This is a genomic window from Micrococcus sp. IITD107, assembly GCF_041927415.1.
Lineage (GTDB): Bacteria > Actinomycetota > Actinomycetes > Actinomycetales > Micrococcaceae > Citricoccus > Citricoccus terreus.
Map to the genome: position 1 here is coordinate 258,610 of NZ_JBHFFN010000001.1, position 16,875 is coordinate 275,484.

Here is a 16,875-nt window from a genome sequence, read left to right on the forward strand (position 1 = left end):
TGTGAGATGTCGCTGTGTGGCGTGGAGGCACCGCGGTCCAGGATGTCACAGTGGTCGGACCGTCAGGGAAGGACACAGGATGACTGAGACAGCAGCCGCGGGCACCCCCAGGACACACCGCCCGCGCACGTTGGCCGAGAAGGTCTGGCAGGACCACGTGGTGGTTCCCGGCGAAGGGGCGGGAGACGCTCAGACGCCCGACCTGCTCTACATCGACCTGCACCTGGTGCATGAGGTCACCAGCCCCCAGGCCTTCGAGGGTCTGCGTCTGGCCGGCCGTCCGGTGCGCCGACCTGATCTGACGATCGCCACCGAGGACCACAACACGCCCACCCTGGAGATCGACAAGCCGATCGCCGATCCGATCTCTCGCAAGCAGATCGAGACCCTGCGCGAGAACGCCGAGGAGTTCGGCATCCGCATCCACTCGCTGGGCGATGCCGACCAGGGGATCGTGCACGTGGTCGGACCGCAGCTGGGCCTGACCCAGCCGGGCATGACCGTGGTGTGCGGAGACTCCCACACCTCCACCCACGGAGCCTTCGGCGCACTGGCCTTCGGCATCGGCACCTCGGAGGTGGAGCATGTGCTGGCCACCCAGACGCTCCCGCTCAAGCCCTTCAAGACCATGGCCATCAACGTCGAGGGCACCCTGCGCGAAGGGGTGACCGCCAAGGACATCATCCTGGCCGTGATCGCCAAGATCGGCACGGGCGGAGGCCAGGGCTACGTCCTGGAGTACCGTGGCTCGGCCATCCGATCGCTGTCCATGGACGCGCGCATGACCATCTGCAACATGTCGATCGAGGCCGGCGCGCGGGCCGGCATGATCGCTCCTGACCAGACCACCTTCGACTTCATCCAGGGACGCCCGCACGCTCCGCAGGGGGCCGACTGGGATGCCGCCGTGGAGTACTGGAGCACGCTGGCCACCGATGACGACGCGGTCTTCGACGCCGAGGTCTTCCTGGACGCCGACCAGCTCGATCCCTTCGTCACCTGGGGCACCAACCCGGGCCAGGGAGTCTCGCTCAACGAGTCCGTCCCCGCGCCGGAGCAGTTCGAGGACCTCAACGATCAGGCCGCCTGCCGGCGCGCCCTGGAGTACATGGACCTGGAGCCGGGCACGCCGATGAAGCAGATCCGGGTCGACACCGTCTTCCTGGGCTCCTGCACCAACTCTCGGATCGAGGACCTGCGCACCGCCGCCGCCATCATCGACGGACAGACCAAGACCCAGGACGTCCGGATGATCGTGGTGCCGGGCTCGGCCCGTGTCCGGCTGCAGGCCGAGGCGGAGGGGCTGGACCGGGTCTTCAAGGACTTCGGTGCAGAGTGGCGTTTCGCCGGCTGCTCCATGTGCCTGGGCATGAACCCGGATCAGCTGGCGCCCGGAGAGCGCTGCGCCTCCACCTCCAACCGCAACTTCGAGGGACGCCAGGGCAAGGGTGGGCGCACCCACCTGGTCTCTCCCGTGGTGGCCGCCGCCACCGCGATCCGCGGCACCCTCTCCGCGCCTGCAGATCTCGGACTGCAGGTCCCGTCCGTCCCTCAGGAGGTCTGATCCATGGAGAAGTTCACCACCCACACAGGCGTCGGAGTCCCGTTGAAGCAGTCCAACATCGACACCGACCAGATCATCCCGGCCGTCTATCTCAAGCGGGTCACCCGCACCGGTTTCGAGGACGCTCTCTTCGCAGGATGGCGTCGAGAACCGGACTTCATCCTGAACCGTGAGCCCTACACCACCGGTTCGGTGCTGGTGGCCGGCCCGGACTTCGGCACCGGCTCCTCTCGAGAGCATGCGGTCTGGGCGCTGAAGGACTACGGCTTCAAGGCCGTGCTCTCGGCGCGTTTCGCCGACATCTTCCGCGGCAACTCCGGCAAACAGGGGCTGGTGGCCGCTGAAGTCGATCAGCAGGACATCGAGCTGATCTGGAAGGAGCTGGAGAACCACCCCGGCACCGAGGTCACCGTGGACCTGGAGAACCGCACGGTGACCTGCGGTTCCTTCAGCACCGGGTTCAGGATCGACGACTACACACGGTGGCGTCTGATGGAGGGTCTGGACGACATCGGGCTGACCCTGCGCAGCGAGGATCGGATCGCCGAGTTCGAGCAGAGTCGGCCGGCCTTCAAGCCCGCCACGCTGCCTGCCCGCACTGCCTGATCACTGCCGGGACCGGCGTCGGGTCGTATGCTGGGGAGGCGGATCCGCGCCTGAGGGCACCCCCGAGGATCCAGAGTCGATACAGAGCTCGCACCGTCGAGCGCGGAGGACAGTCACTGACCATGGGAAAACTCCTGACCATCCACGGCGGCAAGCCGCTGCAGGGACGAGTCCACGTCCGTGGCGCCAAGAACCTGGTGCCCAAGGCCATGGTCGCCGCCCTGCTCGGCGACCGTCCCTCGGTCCTGCGCAACGTCCCTGAGATCAAGGATGTCGACGTGGTCACCAGCCTGCTGCAGCTGCACGGCGTCAAGGTGACCAAAGACGAGGACACCGGGGACCTGACCCTGGACCCCGCGGACACCAAGTCGGCCGGCTCCACGGAGATCGACGCCCACGCCGGAGACTCCAGGATCCCGATCCTGTTCTGCGGTCCCCTGATGCACTCCATCGGCGAGGCCTTCATCCCGGATCTGGGCGGCTGCAAGATCGGCGATCGACCGATCGACTATCACCTGGCCGTGCTCAGGCACTTCGGGGCGGTCGTGGAGAAGCGCCCGGGCGGCATCCACATCTCCGCTCCCAAGGGTCTGCACGGTGCCAAGCTCGAGCTGCCCTATCCCTCCGTGGGAGCCACCGAGCAGGTCCTGTTGACCGCCGTGCGCGCAGAGGGCATCACCGAGCTGCAGGGCGCCGCCGTGGAGCCGGAGATCCATGATCTGATCGCCGTGCTCCAGAAGATGGGTGCGATCATCACCGTCCAGACCGATCGGACCATTCGGATCGAAGGCGTCAAGACCTTGTCCGGGTACAACCATCGGGCAATCCCGGACCGCAATGAATCAGCATCCTGGGCGTCGGCTGCCCTGGTGACCAAGGGCGACATCTATGTCGAGGGAGCCATGCAGCGCGACCTCACGGCCTTCCTGAACACCTACCGCAAGATCGGCGGAGAGTTCGAGGTCGATGATGAAGGCATCCGCTTCTGGCACGGTGGTGGAACGTTGCGCCCCCTCGTGCTGGAGACGGACGTGCACCCTGGGTTCATGACCGACTGGCAGCAGCCGCTGGTTGTGGCGCTGACCCAGGCCGAAGGCGTCTCGATCGTCCACGAGACCGTGTACGAGAACCGGTTCGGCTTCACCGACGCCCTGGTGCGGATGGGCGCCTCCATCCAGCTGCACCGCGAATGCCTCGGCTCGGTGCCGTGCCGGTTCGGCCAGCGCAACTTCCTGCACTCAGCGGTCATCTCCGGACCAGCCACCCTGCAGGGTGCCCAGATCGACGTCCCCGACCTGCGAGGCGGCTTCTCCCACCTGATCGCCGCACTGGCCGCCGAAGGCACCTCGACGGTGACCGGCATCGAGATCATCAACCGCGGATACGAGAAGTTCATGGACAAGCTGACCGGCCTCGGCGCTGACATCGAACTCTCCGAGACCGCGCGGTAGTCCCGGTGAAGGCTCCCCTCTCCCTGCGGGCGGGATTCCTGGCTGCGGCCAGTGTGGTCCGTCCCGCCATGAATCTGCTCACGGCCAAGGACTGGTCCGGTCTGGAGCACATCCCGGACACAGGGTTCATCCTGGTGGCCAACCACATCTCCGAGCTGGACCCGCCGGCACTGGCCCACATGGTCTACAACCAGGGGCACCTGCCCCACGTGCTGGCCAAGGCCGAGCTGTTCCGGATCCCGGTGGTGGGGAAGATGCTCCACGGCATGCACCACATCCCGGTGGAGCGAACCCGTGGCGGGGGCGCCTCGCTGGAGGCGGCAGAGCGGGTCCTGGCCGAGGGCGGAGCCATCCTGATCTATCCCGAGGGGACCATCACCCACGATCCTCAGCTGTGGCCGATGAAGGCGAAGACCGGTGCGGCTCGCCTGGCCCTGAAGACCGGGGCGCCGGTGATCCCGGTCGGCCAGTGGGGCATCCAGGAGATGTTCCCCCGCCATGGCCGCTACCCCCGGGTATGGCCCCGGAAGAACGCGCGCATCAAGGTCGGCCCACCGGTCCAGCTGGACGACCTGAGGACCGTGCCGCACACCCGATCCGTGCTGGAGGAGGCCACCGAACGGATCATGACGGCCATCACCACCCAGGTGGAGGACCTGAGGGGCGAGACCATGCAGGTGGGACGCTTCGACCCCCGTACCGGGACGCGGAACGGAGACTCCGCGTGACCCAGTCCGCCCAGGAGCCCGCGTTCAGGCTGCCGGACGACACCACCGCACTGAAGGTGGCGGTGCTGGGCGCCGGCAGCTGGGGGACCACCTTCGCCAAGGTGCTCGCCGACAGCGCCCGTCACCGGGGCGACGACGGCACCCAGATCACCTTGTGGGCGCGCCGTGAGGCGGTGGCACAGGAGATCACCCAGGAGCATCGCAACAGCCAGTATCTGCCGGAGATCGAGCTGCCCTCACTGCTCACCGCCAACTCGGACCTGAATGAAGCCGTTCGCGATGCGCATGTGGTGGTCGTGGCTGTCCCGGCCCAGCAGGTGCGGGCCACCCTGCTGGAGGTCAAAGACGCCCTGGACCCGGCCGTCGTCGTGGTGTCCCTGGTCAAGGGACTCGAGCGGGGGACGGATGCCCGGATGAGCGAGCTGTGCGCCGAGGTGCTGGGGCTGCCGCCGGAGCGGTTCGCCGTGGTCTCCGGTCCCAACCTGGCTCTGGAGATCGCTCGTGAGGAGCCCACCGCCACGGTGATCGCCTCCGCCCATGAGCCCACCGCCGCCCTGCTCGTCTCCCGGACCTCGGCGCCATACTTCCGTCCCTACACCAACACGGACGTGCCGGGGGTGGAGATCGGCGGGATCGTCAAGAACGTGATCGCGCTGGCCGTGGGGATCTGTGACGGACAGGGGCTGGGGGACAACTCCAAGGCCTCGGTCATCACCCGGGGGCTGACCGAGACCACGCGGCTGGCCGCACGGCTGGGGGCCCATGCCGAGACGCTCTCTGGCTTGGCCGGACTGGGCGACCTGGTGGCGACCTGCGCCTCCCCGCTCTCCCGCAACCGCAGCGCCGGGCGTCTGCTGGGCCAGGGACTGACCACCGCCGAGGTCTCCGAGCAGATGAGCCAGACCGCAGAGGGCATCAAGTCGGTCTCCGCCGTGGTCGACCTGGCCCGGCGGGTCGGTGTGGAGATGCCCATCAGCGAGGCCGTGAACGCCGTGGTCAACGGGCAGCTGGATGTACGATCGATCGCCGGACTGCTGTTGGCACGAGATCTGAAACCGGAAGGACCCCAGTGAGCCAGAACCCCGCCGAGACCGACGGACCCATCGGCGCGGACCGCGCGGCAACGCCCCCTGCTCATCGAGGGTCAGGCACAGACGGCCGGCTGCGCGTCATGGTCCTGTTCGGGGGACGCTCCAGCGAGCACCCCGTCAGCTGCGTGACCGCGGCAGGCGTGCTGCGCGCCCTGGACCCACAGAAGTACGAGGTGGTCCCGGTCGGCATCACCTCCACCGGACAGTGGGCCGCCGTGCAGTCAGATCCGGATCTCTGGTCCCTGAGCGGGACCGAGCTGCCCCGCGTGCCCGAACCGGAGATCCCGCTGGTGCTCTCCAGCACGCCACACGGCCATGAGCTGCTGCCGGCACGCACCTGCGCGACGTCCGGACCAGTGGGACAGCAGGAGACGGACCCGATCCCCGGTGTCGGCGGCGTGGACGTGGTCTTCCCCGTCCTGCACGGGCCCTACGGTGAGGACGGGACCCTGCAGGGCCTGCTCGAGATGGCCGGGATCCCCTATGTGGGCCCCGGAGTGCTCGCCTCGGCTGTGGGCATGGACAAGCACTTCATGAAGGTCGCCTTCCGGGCCGCCGGGCTCACCGTGGGACCCTGGGAGACGATCACCGACCGGCAGTGGCTCACCGATCCACAGGCCGCCCTGGACCGGGCCGCCCGGCTGGAGTTCCCGGTGTTCGTCAAACCAGCGCGTGCCGGCTCATCGATCGGCATCACCCGCGTCACCGAGCCGGCCGGTCTGCGGGCGGCCGTGGAGGAGGCCCGACGCTACGATCCCAAGGTCGTGGTGGAGGCCGGGATCGTGGGCCGAGAGATCGAATGCGCCGTCCTGGACGGACACGGCACCCAGATGCCCCGAGCCTCTCTGCCCGGTGAGATCGTGGTCCATGATGGCGCCGACCACCATGACTTCTACGACTTCGCCGCCAAGTACCAGGACAGCAGCGCAGCTGATCTCTCCTGCCCCGCCGAGCTTCCCGAGCAGGCCATCCAGACCGTGCGAGAGCTGGCCGTGGTGGCCTTCGACGCTGTGGAAGCCGAGGGCCTCTCCCGGGTGGACTTCTTCTACACGCCCGACGGCGAGTTCATCATCAACGAGATCAACACCATGCCCGGTTTCACTCCGATCAGCATGTACCCGGCCATGTGGGAGCGCAGCGGCCTGCCCTACGCAGAACTGCTGGACGAGCTGATCGACCTCGCGCTGGAGCGTGGCACCGGCCTGCGCTGAGCAGCCCAACGGGCGAGTCAGTCGCCCTCGTCCTGACGCCCCGCGTCAGGTGCCCCTGCACTGGGCAGGGGAGGAGCCGTCGTCGGGCCCGTGGAGGTGCAGGCACCGCTGGCAGGGATCCGTCCCACCGCGGAGGCCAGATCCACCATCACCGAGCTGGAGGCGGCGCGCGTGTCATCGAAGACGACCTCGACAGCAGGGGAGCGGCCGTAGGTGGTCAGTGTCCAATGCGTCTGGTCGTCCCGGGTCACCCAGTCGATCCCGTTGGCCGTGACACAGTGCTCCGTGGTGGGGCCGGGAGTGGGGACACCGCACCGCAGCACCACGGCTGAGGGGGCACCCCAGACGGCCGTGGCCTGGCTGTCCGTCTCGCGACGATCGAACCCGGCCACCTGGTCCGGCAACGAGACCATCGCCTCGGCGCAGACCGGATCCGTGGCCCCGGGCGCCGCTTCCACGTCCGCCACGGGAGCGCCGCAGGCAGCCAGGGCCAGTCCGATCGGGGAGAGAACCAGTCCTGCCGCCAGCAGGCGGGCGCGGACAGGCAGGGGGTGCAGAGTGGGGGACATGGCATCCAGGGTACGTGCTGCCGCAGGGCGCTGGCGCGGTACCGTACCATGAGACGAGCCGAACTCGTATGGTCTGCGGTTCCGGCGTCACAGTCCGCTCCGCGCATGCACGGCCTCTCGCCGCCGTCCTGCCAGGTGCGAGCGGAGACGACCCCACCCTGGAGGAACTGGTGCCCGCAACCACGCCACATGAGGATTCGGAGGGCGTTCGGCGCCCCCAGCGCGGCCGCAGGGCCGGCCGGTGGATCCTGGGCGTCCTGCTCGTCCTGGTGCTGGGCGCAGGCACGGTGGCCGTGGTCTATCTGTCCGGATTGGCCTCGACCTTCGACGACTCCACGGAGAAGTTCGAGACGGCGTTCCCTGCGGAAGACCAGCGACCGACCAAGGCTCCGACCCAGGAGGGTCAGCACGAGCCGCTGAACATCCTGCTCCTGGGCTCGGACTCCGGAGGCGGTTCCGGCGAGCGGGAGAACCTGCCCGACGTCCCCCAGGCCGGACGCTCCGACACCATGATGTGGGTCCACATCCCCGGCGATCGGGAAGACATCTTCGTGATGTCGGTGATGCGTGACCTCTGGGTGGAGATCCCCGGTGAAGGGGAGCACAAGCTCAACGCCGCCTACTCCTTCGGCGGGGTCCCCAAGGCCGTCCAGACGCTGGAGAGCATGTTCGGCACCCGGATCGACCATGTGGCCGCGGTGGACCTGGAGGGATTCCGAGGGATCGTGGACTCCCTGGGCGGCGTCACCATCGACAACCCGCGGGCCTTCAGCTCCGGCAACGGCGGCAAGGACTTCGCCGCCGGACCACAGACCATGGACGGTGACACGGCCCTGGCCTTCGTGCGTGAGCGGTACGCGTTCGCCGACGGAGACTACAGTCGCGTGCGCAACCAGCAGCTGTTCCTGCGGGCCGTGATCTCCGAGGTGCTCAACACCCGCACACTGACCAACCCCGGTCTCATCTCCGATATGGTGGAGACGATGTCGCCCTACCTCACGGTGGACGACACCTTGGACTCCGGAGAACTCGTGGAGATCGGCCGGACGCTGACCGGCATCCGCCGTGACGACGTGCAGATGTTCACTGTCCCCACGAAGGGGATCGGGCGAGCAGGAAGCCAGTCCGTGGTGTGGCCGGACTGGGAAGGCATCGAGGAGATCGGCGCCGCCCTGCAGGACGACGATCTGGCACGGATCCAGCCTGCATCCTGACGCTGGGACGTCAGTGACCATGCACTGAGGGCCGCTGGCCTTGACACTATCGAAAGAGAATCCACGGTGGACCTGAAAGACTATCTGCGCATCCTTCGGGAGAACTGGCTGCCGATCCTGCTGATCACCCTGCTCGGCCTGGGAGTGGCCGCCGGGGCCACCGCCTTGACCAAGCCGAAGTACACCGCCACCACTCAGGTCTTCGTGGCCGTGGGCGGCGGGGACAGCGCCACCGAGATCCTTCAGGGCTCCAGCTTCTCAGAGAAGCGGGTCACCTCCTACGTCTCGCTGGCCACCAGCCCCCGCGTGCTCCAGCCGGTGATCGAGGAGCTCGACCTGGACACCACCCCCAGGAACCTGGCCGAGACCGTCACCGCCAACGCACCGTTGCAGACCGTGCTGATCAATCTCTCGGCCACCCACACCGATCCTGAGACCGCCGCGCAGATCGCGGACGCCACGGCGGCCTCGCTGATCAGGACCGTCGGAGAGGTGGAGACTCCGGGCGACGAACGCGAGCCGCTCGTGGACCTGTCGATCGTGGATCCTGCCGGGGTGCCGACCTCGCCCTCCAGCCCCCGCACCCTGCTGAACCTGGCCCTCGGGCTCGTGGTCGGTGCCGCGCTGGGCGTCGCCTACGCCCTGCTCAAGACCATCCTGGACACCCGTATCCGCCGCCGAGAGGACATCGAGCGGATCACCGACGCGCCGGTGCTGGGGGTGGTGGCCGAAGACAAGTCAGCCGAGGACGAACCGCTGTTGACGGTGGATGACTCCACCTGGGGCCACCGGGCCGAGAGCTACCGCCAGCTGCGCACCCACCTGAAGTTCACCAATGTGGACGGTGGCACTCAGACCGTGGTGGTGACCTCGTCCGTGCCGGGCGAGGGCAAGACCACGACGACGACCAATCTCGCCGTCATGCTCGCCGAGTCCGGAACCCGCGTGCTGCTGGTCGATGCGGACCTGCGCCGTCCGCGCGTGGCCAAGACCCTGGGAGTCGAGGGCGCCGTCGGGCTCTCCACCATCCTCTCCGGTCAGATCGACGTGGAGGACGCCGTCCAGGTGTGGGGAGACTCGGCCGAGCTGGACGTGATCACCGCCGGAGAGGTCCCGCCGAACCCGTCCGAGCTGCTGGGCGCCGAGGCCATGGGGCGCTTCCTTGACTGGGCCCGCGAGAACTACGAGATCGTCCTGCTCGATGCGCCGCCGCTGCAGCCGGTGACCGACCCCACCGTGCTGGCCGCCCAATGTTCCGGGGTCATCCTGGTGTGCCGGGTGGACGGATACAACCATCGTGATCAGCTGCGGGGCGCCCTGGAGAACCTGGAGGCGACCGGATCGCGGCTGCTCGGGCTGGTGCTGACCCGCGTCCCGATCAAGCGCAGCGGCTACCAGTACTACGACTACCAGCCTGATGCTGCCGAGTCGACGGCATCTCACCGCTCCGGCGGTTCCCGGAAGCGGGCCCGGCAGAGGAGCCGCGCGTCCGTCACGGGCATGCGCTTCCGGTGAGGGGGCACCGATGATGGCAGCCACCGCGTCAGCGGCGCGTCGACGAGCGGACAGCGTCAGGTCCTGGCTTGCGCTGGCCGAGACCACGCTGGGCAACGCCTCGGACCGGCTCAATGCGATCAACATCTTCCCCGTGGCCGACGGCGACACCGGGACGAACATGTACCAGACGGTGCGTGCCGCCCGTCTGGCCGTGGACGAGGGCGGCTCGCTCACCGGCGACGAACAGGACCTCGGTGAGGTCCTGGCGCTGGCCGGCCGCGCCGCCCTGGACCAGGCTCGGGGCAACTCGGGGACCCTGCTGGCGGTCATGCTCACGGCCATGTCCGGTTCGCTGTCCGGACTGGACCGACTCACCGCCCCCGCCCTGGCCGTGGCGCTGGAGCGCGCCCGCACAGCGGCATGGGCCGCGCTCTCGGACCCGCAGGAGGGGACGATGCTCACCGTGCTCGCCTCCGCGGCGTCCACGGCGGCTGATCACCTGGCCGGCCTGCAGGGGCTCAGCGCAGCCGAGCGCGACGGGCGCAGGGTGCTGGCGGAGGCGCTGGACGCCGTGGTGGCGGCGGCCTGGACTGCGGTCGAGCACACGGAGGAACAGTTGGCCCCGCTGACCGAGGCCAGGGTGGTCGACTCCGGAGGCATGGGCCTGCTGCTGGTGCTGGACGCCCTCCGAGCGTCGGTGCTGGACACCGCACTGGACCCCGATCTGGTGGACGGACTCCACGGGTTCGGGCCCGAGTCGCCGCACATCCACGAAGAGATCGACCCGGTCGAGGGGTATGAGCTGATGTGCAGCATCCGGCTTGATCCGCTGGCCGCGGCCACGCTGCGCTTCGGTCTGAACGAGGTGGGCGACTCGGTGATCATGAGTCCCCTGCACACCGATCCGGGCCCGGACGGTGCGGTCACGTGGCGGCTGCATGCCCACGTGGTCGATGCTGACGAGGCGCTGTCGATGCTGCGCTCCGCCGGATCGCCGACCAACCTGGTCCTGGAGCCGCTGGCCGGCTCGGATGAGGCCTCCTGCATGTCGGACGGCCGCGGTCAGGACGGGCCAGCCGGGTGAGTGATCGGACCGTTCCCCGTGGGCCCGCGTCCACTGAGCCGCTGGACCAGCCCTTGGTCCGTCTGCTGGGGGACCGCACGGCCCAGCGGCTGGAGCGCGAGTTCGGCATGTCCACGGTGCGAGACCTGCTCGACCACTTCCCTCGGCGCTGGATCGAGCGTGGCGAGCTGACTCCCATCGCCGCCCTGCCGGTGGGGGAGCCGGTGACCGTGGTGGCCCGAGTCATCTCGGTGAGTCGACGCCAGATGCGCAGCCGACGCGGATTCCTGGTGGACGTCACGGTGACCGATGACTACCCGGGCCGACCGGTGAGCTTGGCGATGGCGTTCTTCAACAGCCACGACGCCCTGCGTCGGCTGTCCGCCGGGACCCGGGCCATGTTCCATGGCAAGACCGCGATGTATCGAGGGCAGCTGACCCTGAACAACCCGGACTTCACCGTGCTGGACGAGGACTCGGCGCCGTCCACCCAGGACCTGGGGCCGGTGCCGGTCTACCCGGCGACGGGCAAGGTTCCCAGCTGGGTGGTACGCAGCAGCGTGGAGACCGTGCTGGGCGCCGTGAACTGGTCGGCGATCACTGATCCGGTTCCCCCTGAGCTGTTGGCCGAGGCGGCCCCGGACGGCGGGGAGCCGCTGCCTCCGCTGTCCGAAGCCTATCGGCAGGTGCACCGGCCGTCCTCCATCGGCCAGGCCCGCCGCGCGCTGCAGCGGTTCGCCGTGCAGGAGGCGCTGATCCTGCAGGCCTCGCTCGGACTGCGGCGTGCCGCGAGTGCGGACGCGACCTCGCGGCCGTGGCCTGATCGGCCCGACGGACTGCGCCAGGCCCTGGACGATCGACTGCCCTTCGACCTCACTCCTGGCCAGCGTCGAGCGGGCGAGCGGATCGCTGCCGACCTGTCAGCCGGGCATCCCATGAGCCGTCTCCTGCAGGGCGAGGTCGGATCCGGCAAGACCCTGGTCGCCCTGCGTGCCATGCTGCAGGTGGTCGACGGTGGTGGACAGGCGGCCCTGGTGGCGCCCACCGAGGTCCTGGCCCAGCAGCATCATCGCTCCCTGCTCCAGGCCATGGGGCCGCTGGCCGAGGGCGGGACGCTGTCTGCACCGGACGGACCGTCCACCACGGTGGTGCTGCTGACCGGGTCCATGTCAACGGCCCAGCGCCGCACGGCTCTGCTCGCGATCGCCTCGGGACAGGCCGGGATCGTGGTGGGCACCCATGCGCTGTTCGCCGACCACGTCCAGTTCGCTGAGCTGGGACTGGCTGTGGTGGATGAACAGCACCGCTTCGGTGTGGACCAGCGGGAGGCACTGCGGCAGGCCAATCCGGGGATCCATCTGCTCGTGATGAGCGCCACCCCGATTCCACGGTCCGTGGCCATGACCGTCTTCGGCGATCTGGACCTCACGGTCCTGGAGGGGCTGCCGTCCGGGCGGCAGCCGGTCACCACCCATGTGGCCCGGATGTCCCACGGTCCCCGTGTCATCGCCCGAGTCTGGGAGGTGATCGCCGAGCAGGTGGCGGCCGGCCATCAGGCCTTCGTGGTCTGCCCCAAGATCGACCCCACCGACACCCTCGAGGATCACGCCGAGCCATCCGCCCCTGCTGACCCAGAGTTCTCCGGTGATGGCGGGGGACTGGAGGACCGTCGTCATGATGCCTCCGTGGAGGACATGGTGCCTCGGCTGCAGGGCCTGCCTGTCCTGCAGGGGGTGAGCGTGGCGGGTCTGCACGGCAGGATGTCGCCCGCCGACCAGGATGAGGTGATGGGCAGCTTCGTGCGGGGAGACCTGGACGTCCTCGTGGCCACCACGGTCGTGGAGGTGGGCGTGGATGTCCCCAACGCCACGGTGATGGCGGTGCTGGATGCCGATGCGTTCGGCCTGTCCACCCTCCACCAGCTGCGGGGACGTGTCGGTCGGGGTGGGGCCGCATCGGTGTGCCTGCTGGCCACGCGCCGTCCGGACGGTCATCCGGCACTGGAGCGTCTGGAGGTCCTGGCCGGCACCCAGGACGGACTGGAGATCGCTCGCGCGGACCTGCACCAGCGTGGTGAGGGCGACATCACCGGTGCCGCACAACACGGAGGCAGCCGACTGAAGGTGCTCTCCGTGCTGCGGCATGCGGCGGTGATCGAGCTGTGCGCTGACTGGGTCGCCGTCCGACTCGAGCAGGACGGGGGGCTGGACGGGCACCCAGCACTACTCACCGCAGTGCGCCGCTGGGAGCAGGGGCACGCCGAGGCGGCAGACTATCTGGAGCGAGGCTGAGTGGAAGGGCGGTCACAGTGAGCAGGATCATCGCCGGACGAGCGGGGGGCCTCCCGCTCCGGTCGGTGCCGGGCACCGGCACGCGCCCGACGACGGACCGCACCAAGGAGGCGATGTTCTCCTGGCTCTCCTCCCGCGGCTGGCTGGACGGGACCGCCGTGGCCGATCTCTACGCAGGCTCAGGGTCCCTCGGCCTGGAGGCGTGGAGCCGTGGGGCCGCGTCGGTGCTGTTCGTGGAGAAGGATCGACGTGCAGCGTCGGTGTGCTCTGCCAATGTCCGGGCGGTGGCACAGGCACTGCGCTCCCCGGTCCCGCAGGTGATCGTCCGCCCGGTGGACGCCGTGCTGGACCAGCTCATCGCGGCCGGGCACCCCGCCGAGGCCGCCACCGGGCCTGCCGGTCCCTGGGATCTGATCCTGGCCGACCCTCCGTACCCGGTCGAGGGGGAGGAGCTGCATGCCACCCTGGAGCGGGTCGTCCGGGCGCTGGTCACGGACGGGCTGCTGGTGCTGGAGCGCTCGGCCCGCTCGGCGGAACCGTCCTGGCCAGCCGGTCTGGAGCCGGTGGAACAGCGCACCTACGGAGAGACCTCGGTCTTCTACTGTCAGCGGGTGGGCTGAGCGAAGGCCCCGTCCTGTGCCAGGTCTGCGGCTGCTCCGAGCCGGCGGACCGCCTCCTGCAGCACCTCCGGTCGTTTGCAGAAGGCCAGCCGCACCCAGCTGTGGAGCGGCCCCGGCTGATCCGGTCGGCACAGCGAACTGACGGGGATCCCGGTGACGCCTGCCTGCACGGTCAGCTCTCGGACGGCATGGGCTGCATCCTGGACTCCCCACGGCGCCAGGTCCACCACGGTGAAGTACCCGGCGGCGGGCACCACGGGGTCCAGACCGGCCTGGCGCAGCCCGTCCACCAGCAGGTCGCGGGTGCTGCGGAATCGGTCACGCTGGTCCGCCAGGAATCCCCGGTCATTCAGGAGTGCCTCGGCCACGGCCTCCTGATACGCGGGACCGGAGGAGTAGGTCAGGAACTGCTTGACGGCGCGCACCGCTGACACCAGTTCAGCGGGGCCGGTCAGCCAGCCGACCTTCCAGCCGGTCAGGGACAGGCTCTTGCCGGCAGAGGAGACCGTGATCGTCCGCTCCCAGGCTCCGGGGGTGCTGGCCACGGCGTGGTTCTCGCCGTCGTACACCAGGTGCTCATAGACCTCATCGCTGAGCACCAGCAGGTCGTGCCGGGAGCAGACCTGGATCAGCTGGTCCAGCACACCGGGGGCCAGCACGGCACCCGTGGGATTGTGCGGGGTGTTGAGCACCACCATCCGGGTCCGCTCGGTGACCACCGACTCCAGGTCGAGCGGATCGGGCTGGAAGTCCGGCGCGCTCAGGGGAACCGTGACCTGCACGGCGCCCGCCAGCGCGATCATCGCCGCATAGGAGTCGTAGAACGGCTCGAAGACGACCACCTCGTCGCCCGGTGAGACCAGGGCGAGCAGTGCGGCGGCGATCCCCTCCGTGGCCCCGGTGGTGATCAGGATCTCGCGGTCCGGGTCCAGCTGCAGACCGCGGTGCCGTTCCAGGTGATGCCCGACGGCGGCCCTCAGGCTGGGCAGTCCGGTCCCGGGGGCGTATTGGTTCAGAGAGGCGGCGCCGGAGGTCGGTTCGGTCAGCATCGCCTGGGCGGCGATCTGCCGGATCCAGGCCGGGCCGTCCTGGTCGGGGAAGCCTTGACCCAGGTTGACCGCATCGTGCTCGCGGGCCCAGCCGGTCATCGTCTCGAACACCGTCGGCGTGGGTGCCGTTCCGCGCAGCAGACCGGTGGCTCGGGAGGCGCGCCGCCACGGCCCCTCCGGCGGGTGGGCGAGGGGCACCGACTCCGGAGATGACGTTCGAGGATGCTCCTGTGCGTCTGCCATGCGGTCCATAGTATGTTCGAGACATGCGCCGCGCCGTCTGCCCTGGATCCTTCGACCCGCTGCACCACGGTCATGTGGAGATCATCGCCCGTGCCACCAGTCTCTTCGACGAGGTGATCGTGGCCGTCTCCACCAACTACAACAAGACCCACCGCTTCGACGTGGACGAGCGCATCGCCATGATCCAGGAGACCGTCTCGTCCCTGCAGGGCATCAGCGTGGTGGCCATGGGGGAGGGCCTGTTGGCGGAGTTCTGCCGGAAGGTCGGTGCGAACTCTGTGGTCAAGGGGCTGCGCAACTCCACGGACCTGAACTATGAGATGCCCATGGCGACCATGAACCGACACCTCACGGGCGTGGAGACGGTCTTCCTGCCTGCAGACGGCAGGTATGCGCACCTGTCGTCGTCGCTGATCAAGGAGATCAGCCAGCTCGGAGGAGACATCTCCGAGTTCGTGCCGCGTGCCGTCATGCGCCGCTTCAGTGAACAGTGACCGGTTGACCCAGCCTCCTTCCCCATCCGCTCGCCAGACAGGAACAGCCATGGACCAGATTCGACGCCCTCGCGCCCGCAAGGCGGTCATCCCGGCCGCCGGCCTGGGGACCCGGTTCCTTCCCGCCACCAAGGCCATGCCCAAGGAGATGCTGCCGGTCGTGGACAAGCCGGCGATCCAGTACGTCGTGGCCGAGGCGGCGGCGGCCGGTCTCGATGACCTGTTGATGGTCACGGGGCGGTCCAAGCGAGCCCTGGAGGACCACTTCGACCGGGTCCCGGCGCTGGAGCAGACCTTGGAGCTCAAGGGCGATTTCGACCGGCTCTCGCTGATCCAGGAGGCGACCAACCTCGGCGACATCCACTATGTGCGCCAGGGTGACGCCCGGGGCCTGGGCCACGCCGTGCTGTGTGCCCGCAACCACGTCGGCCACGATCCGTTCGCCGTGCTGCTCGGAGACGACCTGATCGATGAACAGGACCACCTGTTGACCCGCATGCTGGACGTGCAGCAGCAGTACGGGGGGTCGGTGGTCGCGCTGATGGAGGTCCCGGAGGAGAACATCTCGGCCTACGGCGTGGCCGAGGCGAGGCCCGTGCAGGGTGCTGACGATGACCTGGTGAAGGTCCATGGACTGGTGGAGAAGCCGGCGGCGGGGGAGGCTCCTTCGAATCTGGCGATCATCGGGCGGTACGTCCTGGATCCTGCGGTCTTCGACGTCCTGGAGCGCACCGAGCCTGGCCGCGGCAATGAAATTCAGCTCACCGACGCACTCCAGGTGCTCGCCGAGGGGACAGGCGAAGGCTTCGGCGTCCACGCCGTGGTCTTCCGTGGACGTCGGTATGACACCGGTGACAAGCTGAGCTACCTCAAGGCGGTCATCACCCTGGCCGCAGCCCGTGATGACCTGGGTCCGGACCTGCGCGCCTGGATCAAGGAGTTCGCCGCGCAGCTCTGAGACGCAGCCCACGCCGGGGCCACGGTCGACGCGCCGAGCGTCAGCCGTGTGGCGGCCTCGACGCTGAACGCGTAGACTGGACAGTCGGTCCTGGGGTGCACCCTGCCCGGAACGCCTTGGGGTGTTCCGGAGAAGGACCACCGCCCACACTGTCGGTCTGGAAAGGAGACGCTGGTGTCTGCATCGTCGTCAGTCCGCTCCGAGAGTCCGTGGGTCGTGGCCGTCC

At 68.9% G+C, this 16,875-nt stretch carries 15 protein-coding genes; 13 read left to right on the top strand and 2 right to left on the bottom strand.

What is annotated here, in order from left to right:
• The first annotated feature begins 79 nt into the window (after positions 1-79).
• The 6 genes from leuC (at position 80) to ACEXHE_RS01220 (ending at position 6,651) form a co-directional block, all read left to right on the top strand.
• Positions 80-1,564: a 3-isopropylmalate dehydratase large subunit gene (leuC, locus tag ACEXHE_RS01195; RefSeq protein ID WP_374784427.1), complete on the top strand. Its 1,485-nt coding sequence runs from the start codon at positions 80-82 to the stop codon at positions 1,562-1,564.
• Positions 1,565-1,567: 3 nt separating this feature from the next.
• A complete protein-coding gene (gene leuD, locus ACEXHE_RS01200; RefSeq protein ID WP_091694493.1) occupies positions 1,568-2,170 on the top strand; it encodes a 3-isopropylmalate dehydratase small subunit in 603 nt (200 codons plus the stop codon).
• 122 nt (positions 2,171-2,292) lie between these two features.
• Complete coding sequence (murA, locus tag ACEXHE_RS01205; RefSeq protein WP_356966005.1) at positions 2,293-3,621, top strand: UDP-N-acetylglucosamine 1-carboxyvinyltransferase; 1,329 nt, start codon at positions 2,293-2,295, stop codon at positions 3,619-3,621.
• Between the two features lie 5 nt (positions 3,622-3,626).
• Complete coding sequence (locus ACEXHE_RS01210; RefSeq protein WP_374784428.1) at positions 3,627-4,349, top strand: lysophospholipid acyltransferase family protein; 723 nt, start codon at positions 3,627-3,629, stop codon at positions 4,347-4,349.
• Complete coding sequence (locus ACEXHE_RS01215; protein WP_374784429.1) at positions 4,346-5,422, top strand: NAD(P)H-dependent glycerol-3-phosphate dehydrogenase; 1,077 nt, start codon at positions 4,346-4,348, stop codon at positions 5,420-5,422. The genes ACEXHE_RS01210 and ACEXHE_RS01215 overlap by 4 nt, the downstream gene beginning before the upstream one ends.
• A 98-nt stretch (positions 5,423-5,520) precedes the next feature.
• Entirely contained in the window at positions 5,521-6,651 is a 1,131-nt protein-coding gene (locus tag ACEXHE_RS01220; protein WP_374784834.1) for a D-alanine--D-alanine ligase family protein, read from the top strand.
• A gap of 17 nt (positions 6,652-6,668) precedes the next feature.
• Here the strand turns inward: ACEXHE_RS01220 and ACEXHE_RS01225 are convergent, their stop codons facing one another.
• Positions 6,669-7,220 carry a DUF3515 family protein gene (locus ACEXHE_RS01225; protein ID WP_277245172.1) on the bottom strand — a complete coding sequence of 184 codons (552 nt, stop codon included), beginning with the start codon at positions 7,218-7,220 and terminating at the stop codon, positions 6,669-6,671.
• A gap of 170 nt (positions 7,221-7,390) precedes the next feature.
• On the opposite strand from ACEXHE_RS01225, the gene ACEXHE_RS01230 reads away from it, so the two are divergent.
• From ACEXHE_RS01230 to ACEXHE_RS01250, 5 genes are all read left to right on the top strand, one after another.
• Positions 7,391-8,434 carry an LCP family protein gene (locus ACEXHE_RS01230; RefSeq protein ID WP_374784430.1) on the top strand — a complete coding sequence of 348 codons (1,044 nt, stop codon included), beginning with the start codon at positions 7,391-7,393 and terminating at the stop codon, positions 8,432-8,434.
• Positions 8,435-8,500: 66 nt separating this feature from the next.
• A complete protein-coding gene (locus tag ACEXHE_RS01235) occupies positions 8,501-9,949 on the top strand; it encodes a polysaccharide biosynthesis tyrosine autokinase (protein ID WP_374784431.1) in 1,449 nt (482 codons plus the stop codon).
• A gap of 10 nt (positions 9,950-9,959) precedes the next feature.
• Complete coding sequence (locus ACEXHE_RS01240; RefSeq protein WP_374784432.1) at positions 9,960-11,015, top strand: DAK2 domain-containing protein; 1,056 nt, start codon at positions 9,960-9,962, stop codon at positions 11,013-11,015.
• Positions 11,012-13,285, top strand: a complete 2,274-nt coding sequence (locus tag ACEXHE_RS01245) for an ATP-dependent DNA helicase RecG (protein ID WP_374784433.1) — start codon at positions 11,012-11,014, stop codon at positions 13,283-13,285. Before ACEXHE_RS01240 ends, ACEXHE_RS01245 begins: the two co-directional genes overlap by 4 nt.
• Before the next feature lie 17 nt (positions 13,286-13,302).
• Positions 13,303-13,905 (top strand): RsmD family RNA methyltransferase, encoded by a 603-nt coding sequence (locus tag ACEXHE_RS01250; RefSeq protein ID WP_091694475.1) that lies wholly within the window; start codon positions 13,303-13,305, stop codon positions 13,903-13,905.
• Here ACEXHE_RS01250 and ACEXHE_RS01255 read toward each other — a convergent pair.
• On the bottom strand, positions 13,890-15,197 hold the full coding sequence (locus ACEXHE_RS01255) for an aminotransferase class I/II-fold pyridoxal phosphate-dependent enzyme (RefSeq protein WP_374784434.1): 1,308 nt from the start codon (positions 15,195-15,197) through the stop codon (positions 13,890-13,892). The two genes, ACEXHE_RS01250 and ACEXHE_RS01255, sit on opposite strands and share 16 nt — an antisense overlap.
• Before the next feature lie 23 nt (positions 15,198-15,220).
• Between ACEXHE_RS01255 and coaD the strand changes: the two genes are divergently transcribed.
• Together coaD and galU are read left to right on the top strand one after the other, a co-directional pair.
• Positions 15,221-15,691, top strand: a complete 471-nt coding sequence (gene coaD / locus ACEXHE_RS01260; protein WP_091694465.1) for a pantetheine-phosphate adenylyltransferase — start codon at positions 15,221-15,223, stop codon at positions 15,689-15,691.
• Between the two features lie 49 nt (positions 15,692-15,740).
• Positions 15,741-16,649, top strand: coding sequence for a UTP--glucose-1-phosphate uridylyltransferase GalU (gene galU, locus ACEXHE_RS01265; RefSeq protein ID WP_356966023.1), 909 nt, complete (start codon positions 15,741-15,743; stop codon positions 16,647-16,649).
• Positions 16,650-16,875: the final 226 nt, after the last annotated feature.

Coding starts and splice junctions, on each gene's coding strand:
- leuC (WP_374784427.1), top strand. CDS start 80: ATGACTGAGACAGCAGCCGCGGGCACCCCCAGGACACACCGCCCGCGC.
- leuD (WP_091694493.1), top strand. CDS start 1,568: ATGGAGAAGTTCACCACCCACACAGGCGTCGGAGTCCCGTTGAAGCAG.
- murA (WP_356966005.1), top strand. CDS start 2,293: ATGGGAAAACTCCTGACCATCCACGGCGGCAAGCCGCTGCAGGGACGA.
- ACEXHE_RS01220 (WP_374784834.1), top strand. CDS start 5,521: ATGGTCCTGTTCGGGGGACGCTCCAGCGAGCACCCCGTCAGCTGCGTG.
- ACEXHE_RS01225 (WP_277245172.1), bottom strand. CDS start 7,220: ATGTCCCCCACTCTGCACCCCCTGCCTGTCCGCGCCCGCCTGCTGGCG.
- ACEXHE_RS01240 (WP_374784432.1), top strand. CDS start 9,960: ATGATGGCAGCCACCGCGTCAGCGGCGCGTCGACGAGCGGACAGCGTC.
- ACEXHE_RS01255 (WP_374784434.1), bottom strand. CDS start 15,197: ATGGCAGACGCACAGGAGCATCCTCGAACGTCATCTCCGGAGTCGGTG.
- coaD (WP_091694465.1), top strand. CDS start 15,221: ATGCGCCGCGCCGTCTGCCCTGGATCCTTCGACCCGCTGCACCACGGT.
- galU (WP_356966023.1), top strand. CDS start 15,741: ATGGACCAGATTCGACGCCCTCGCGCCCGCAAGGCGGTCATCCCGGCC.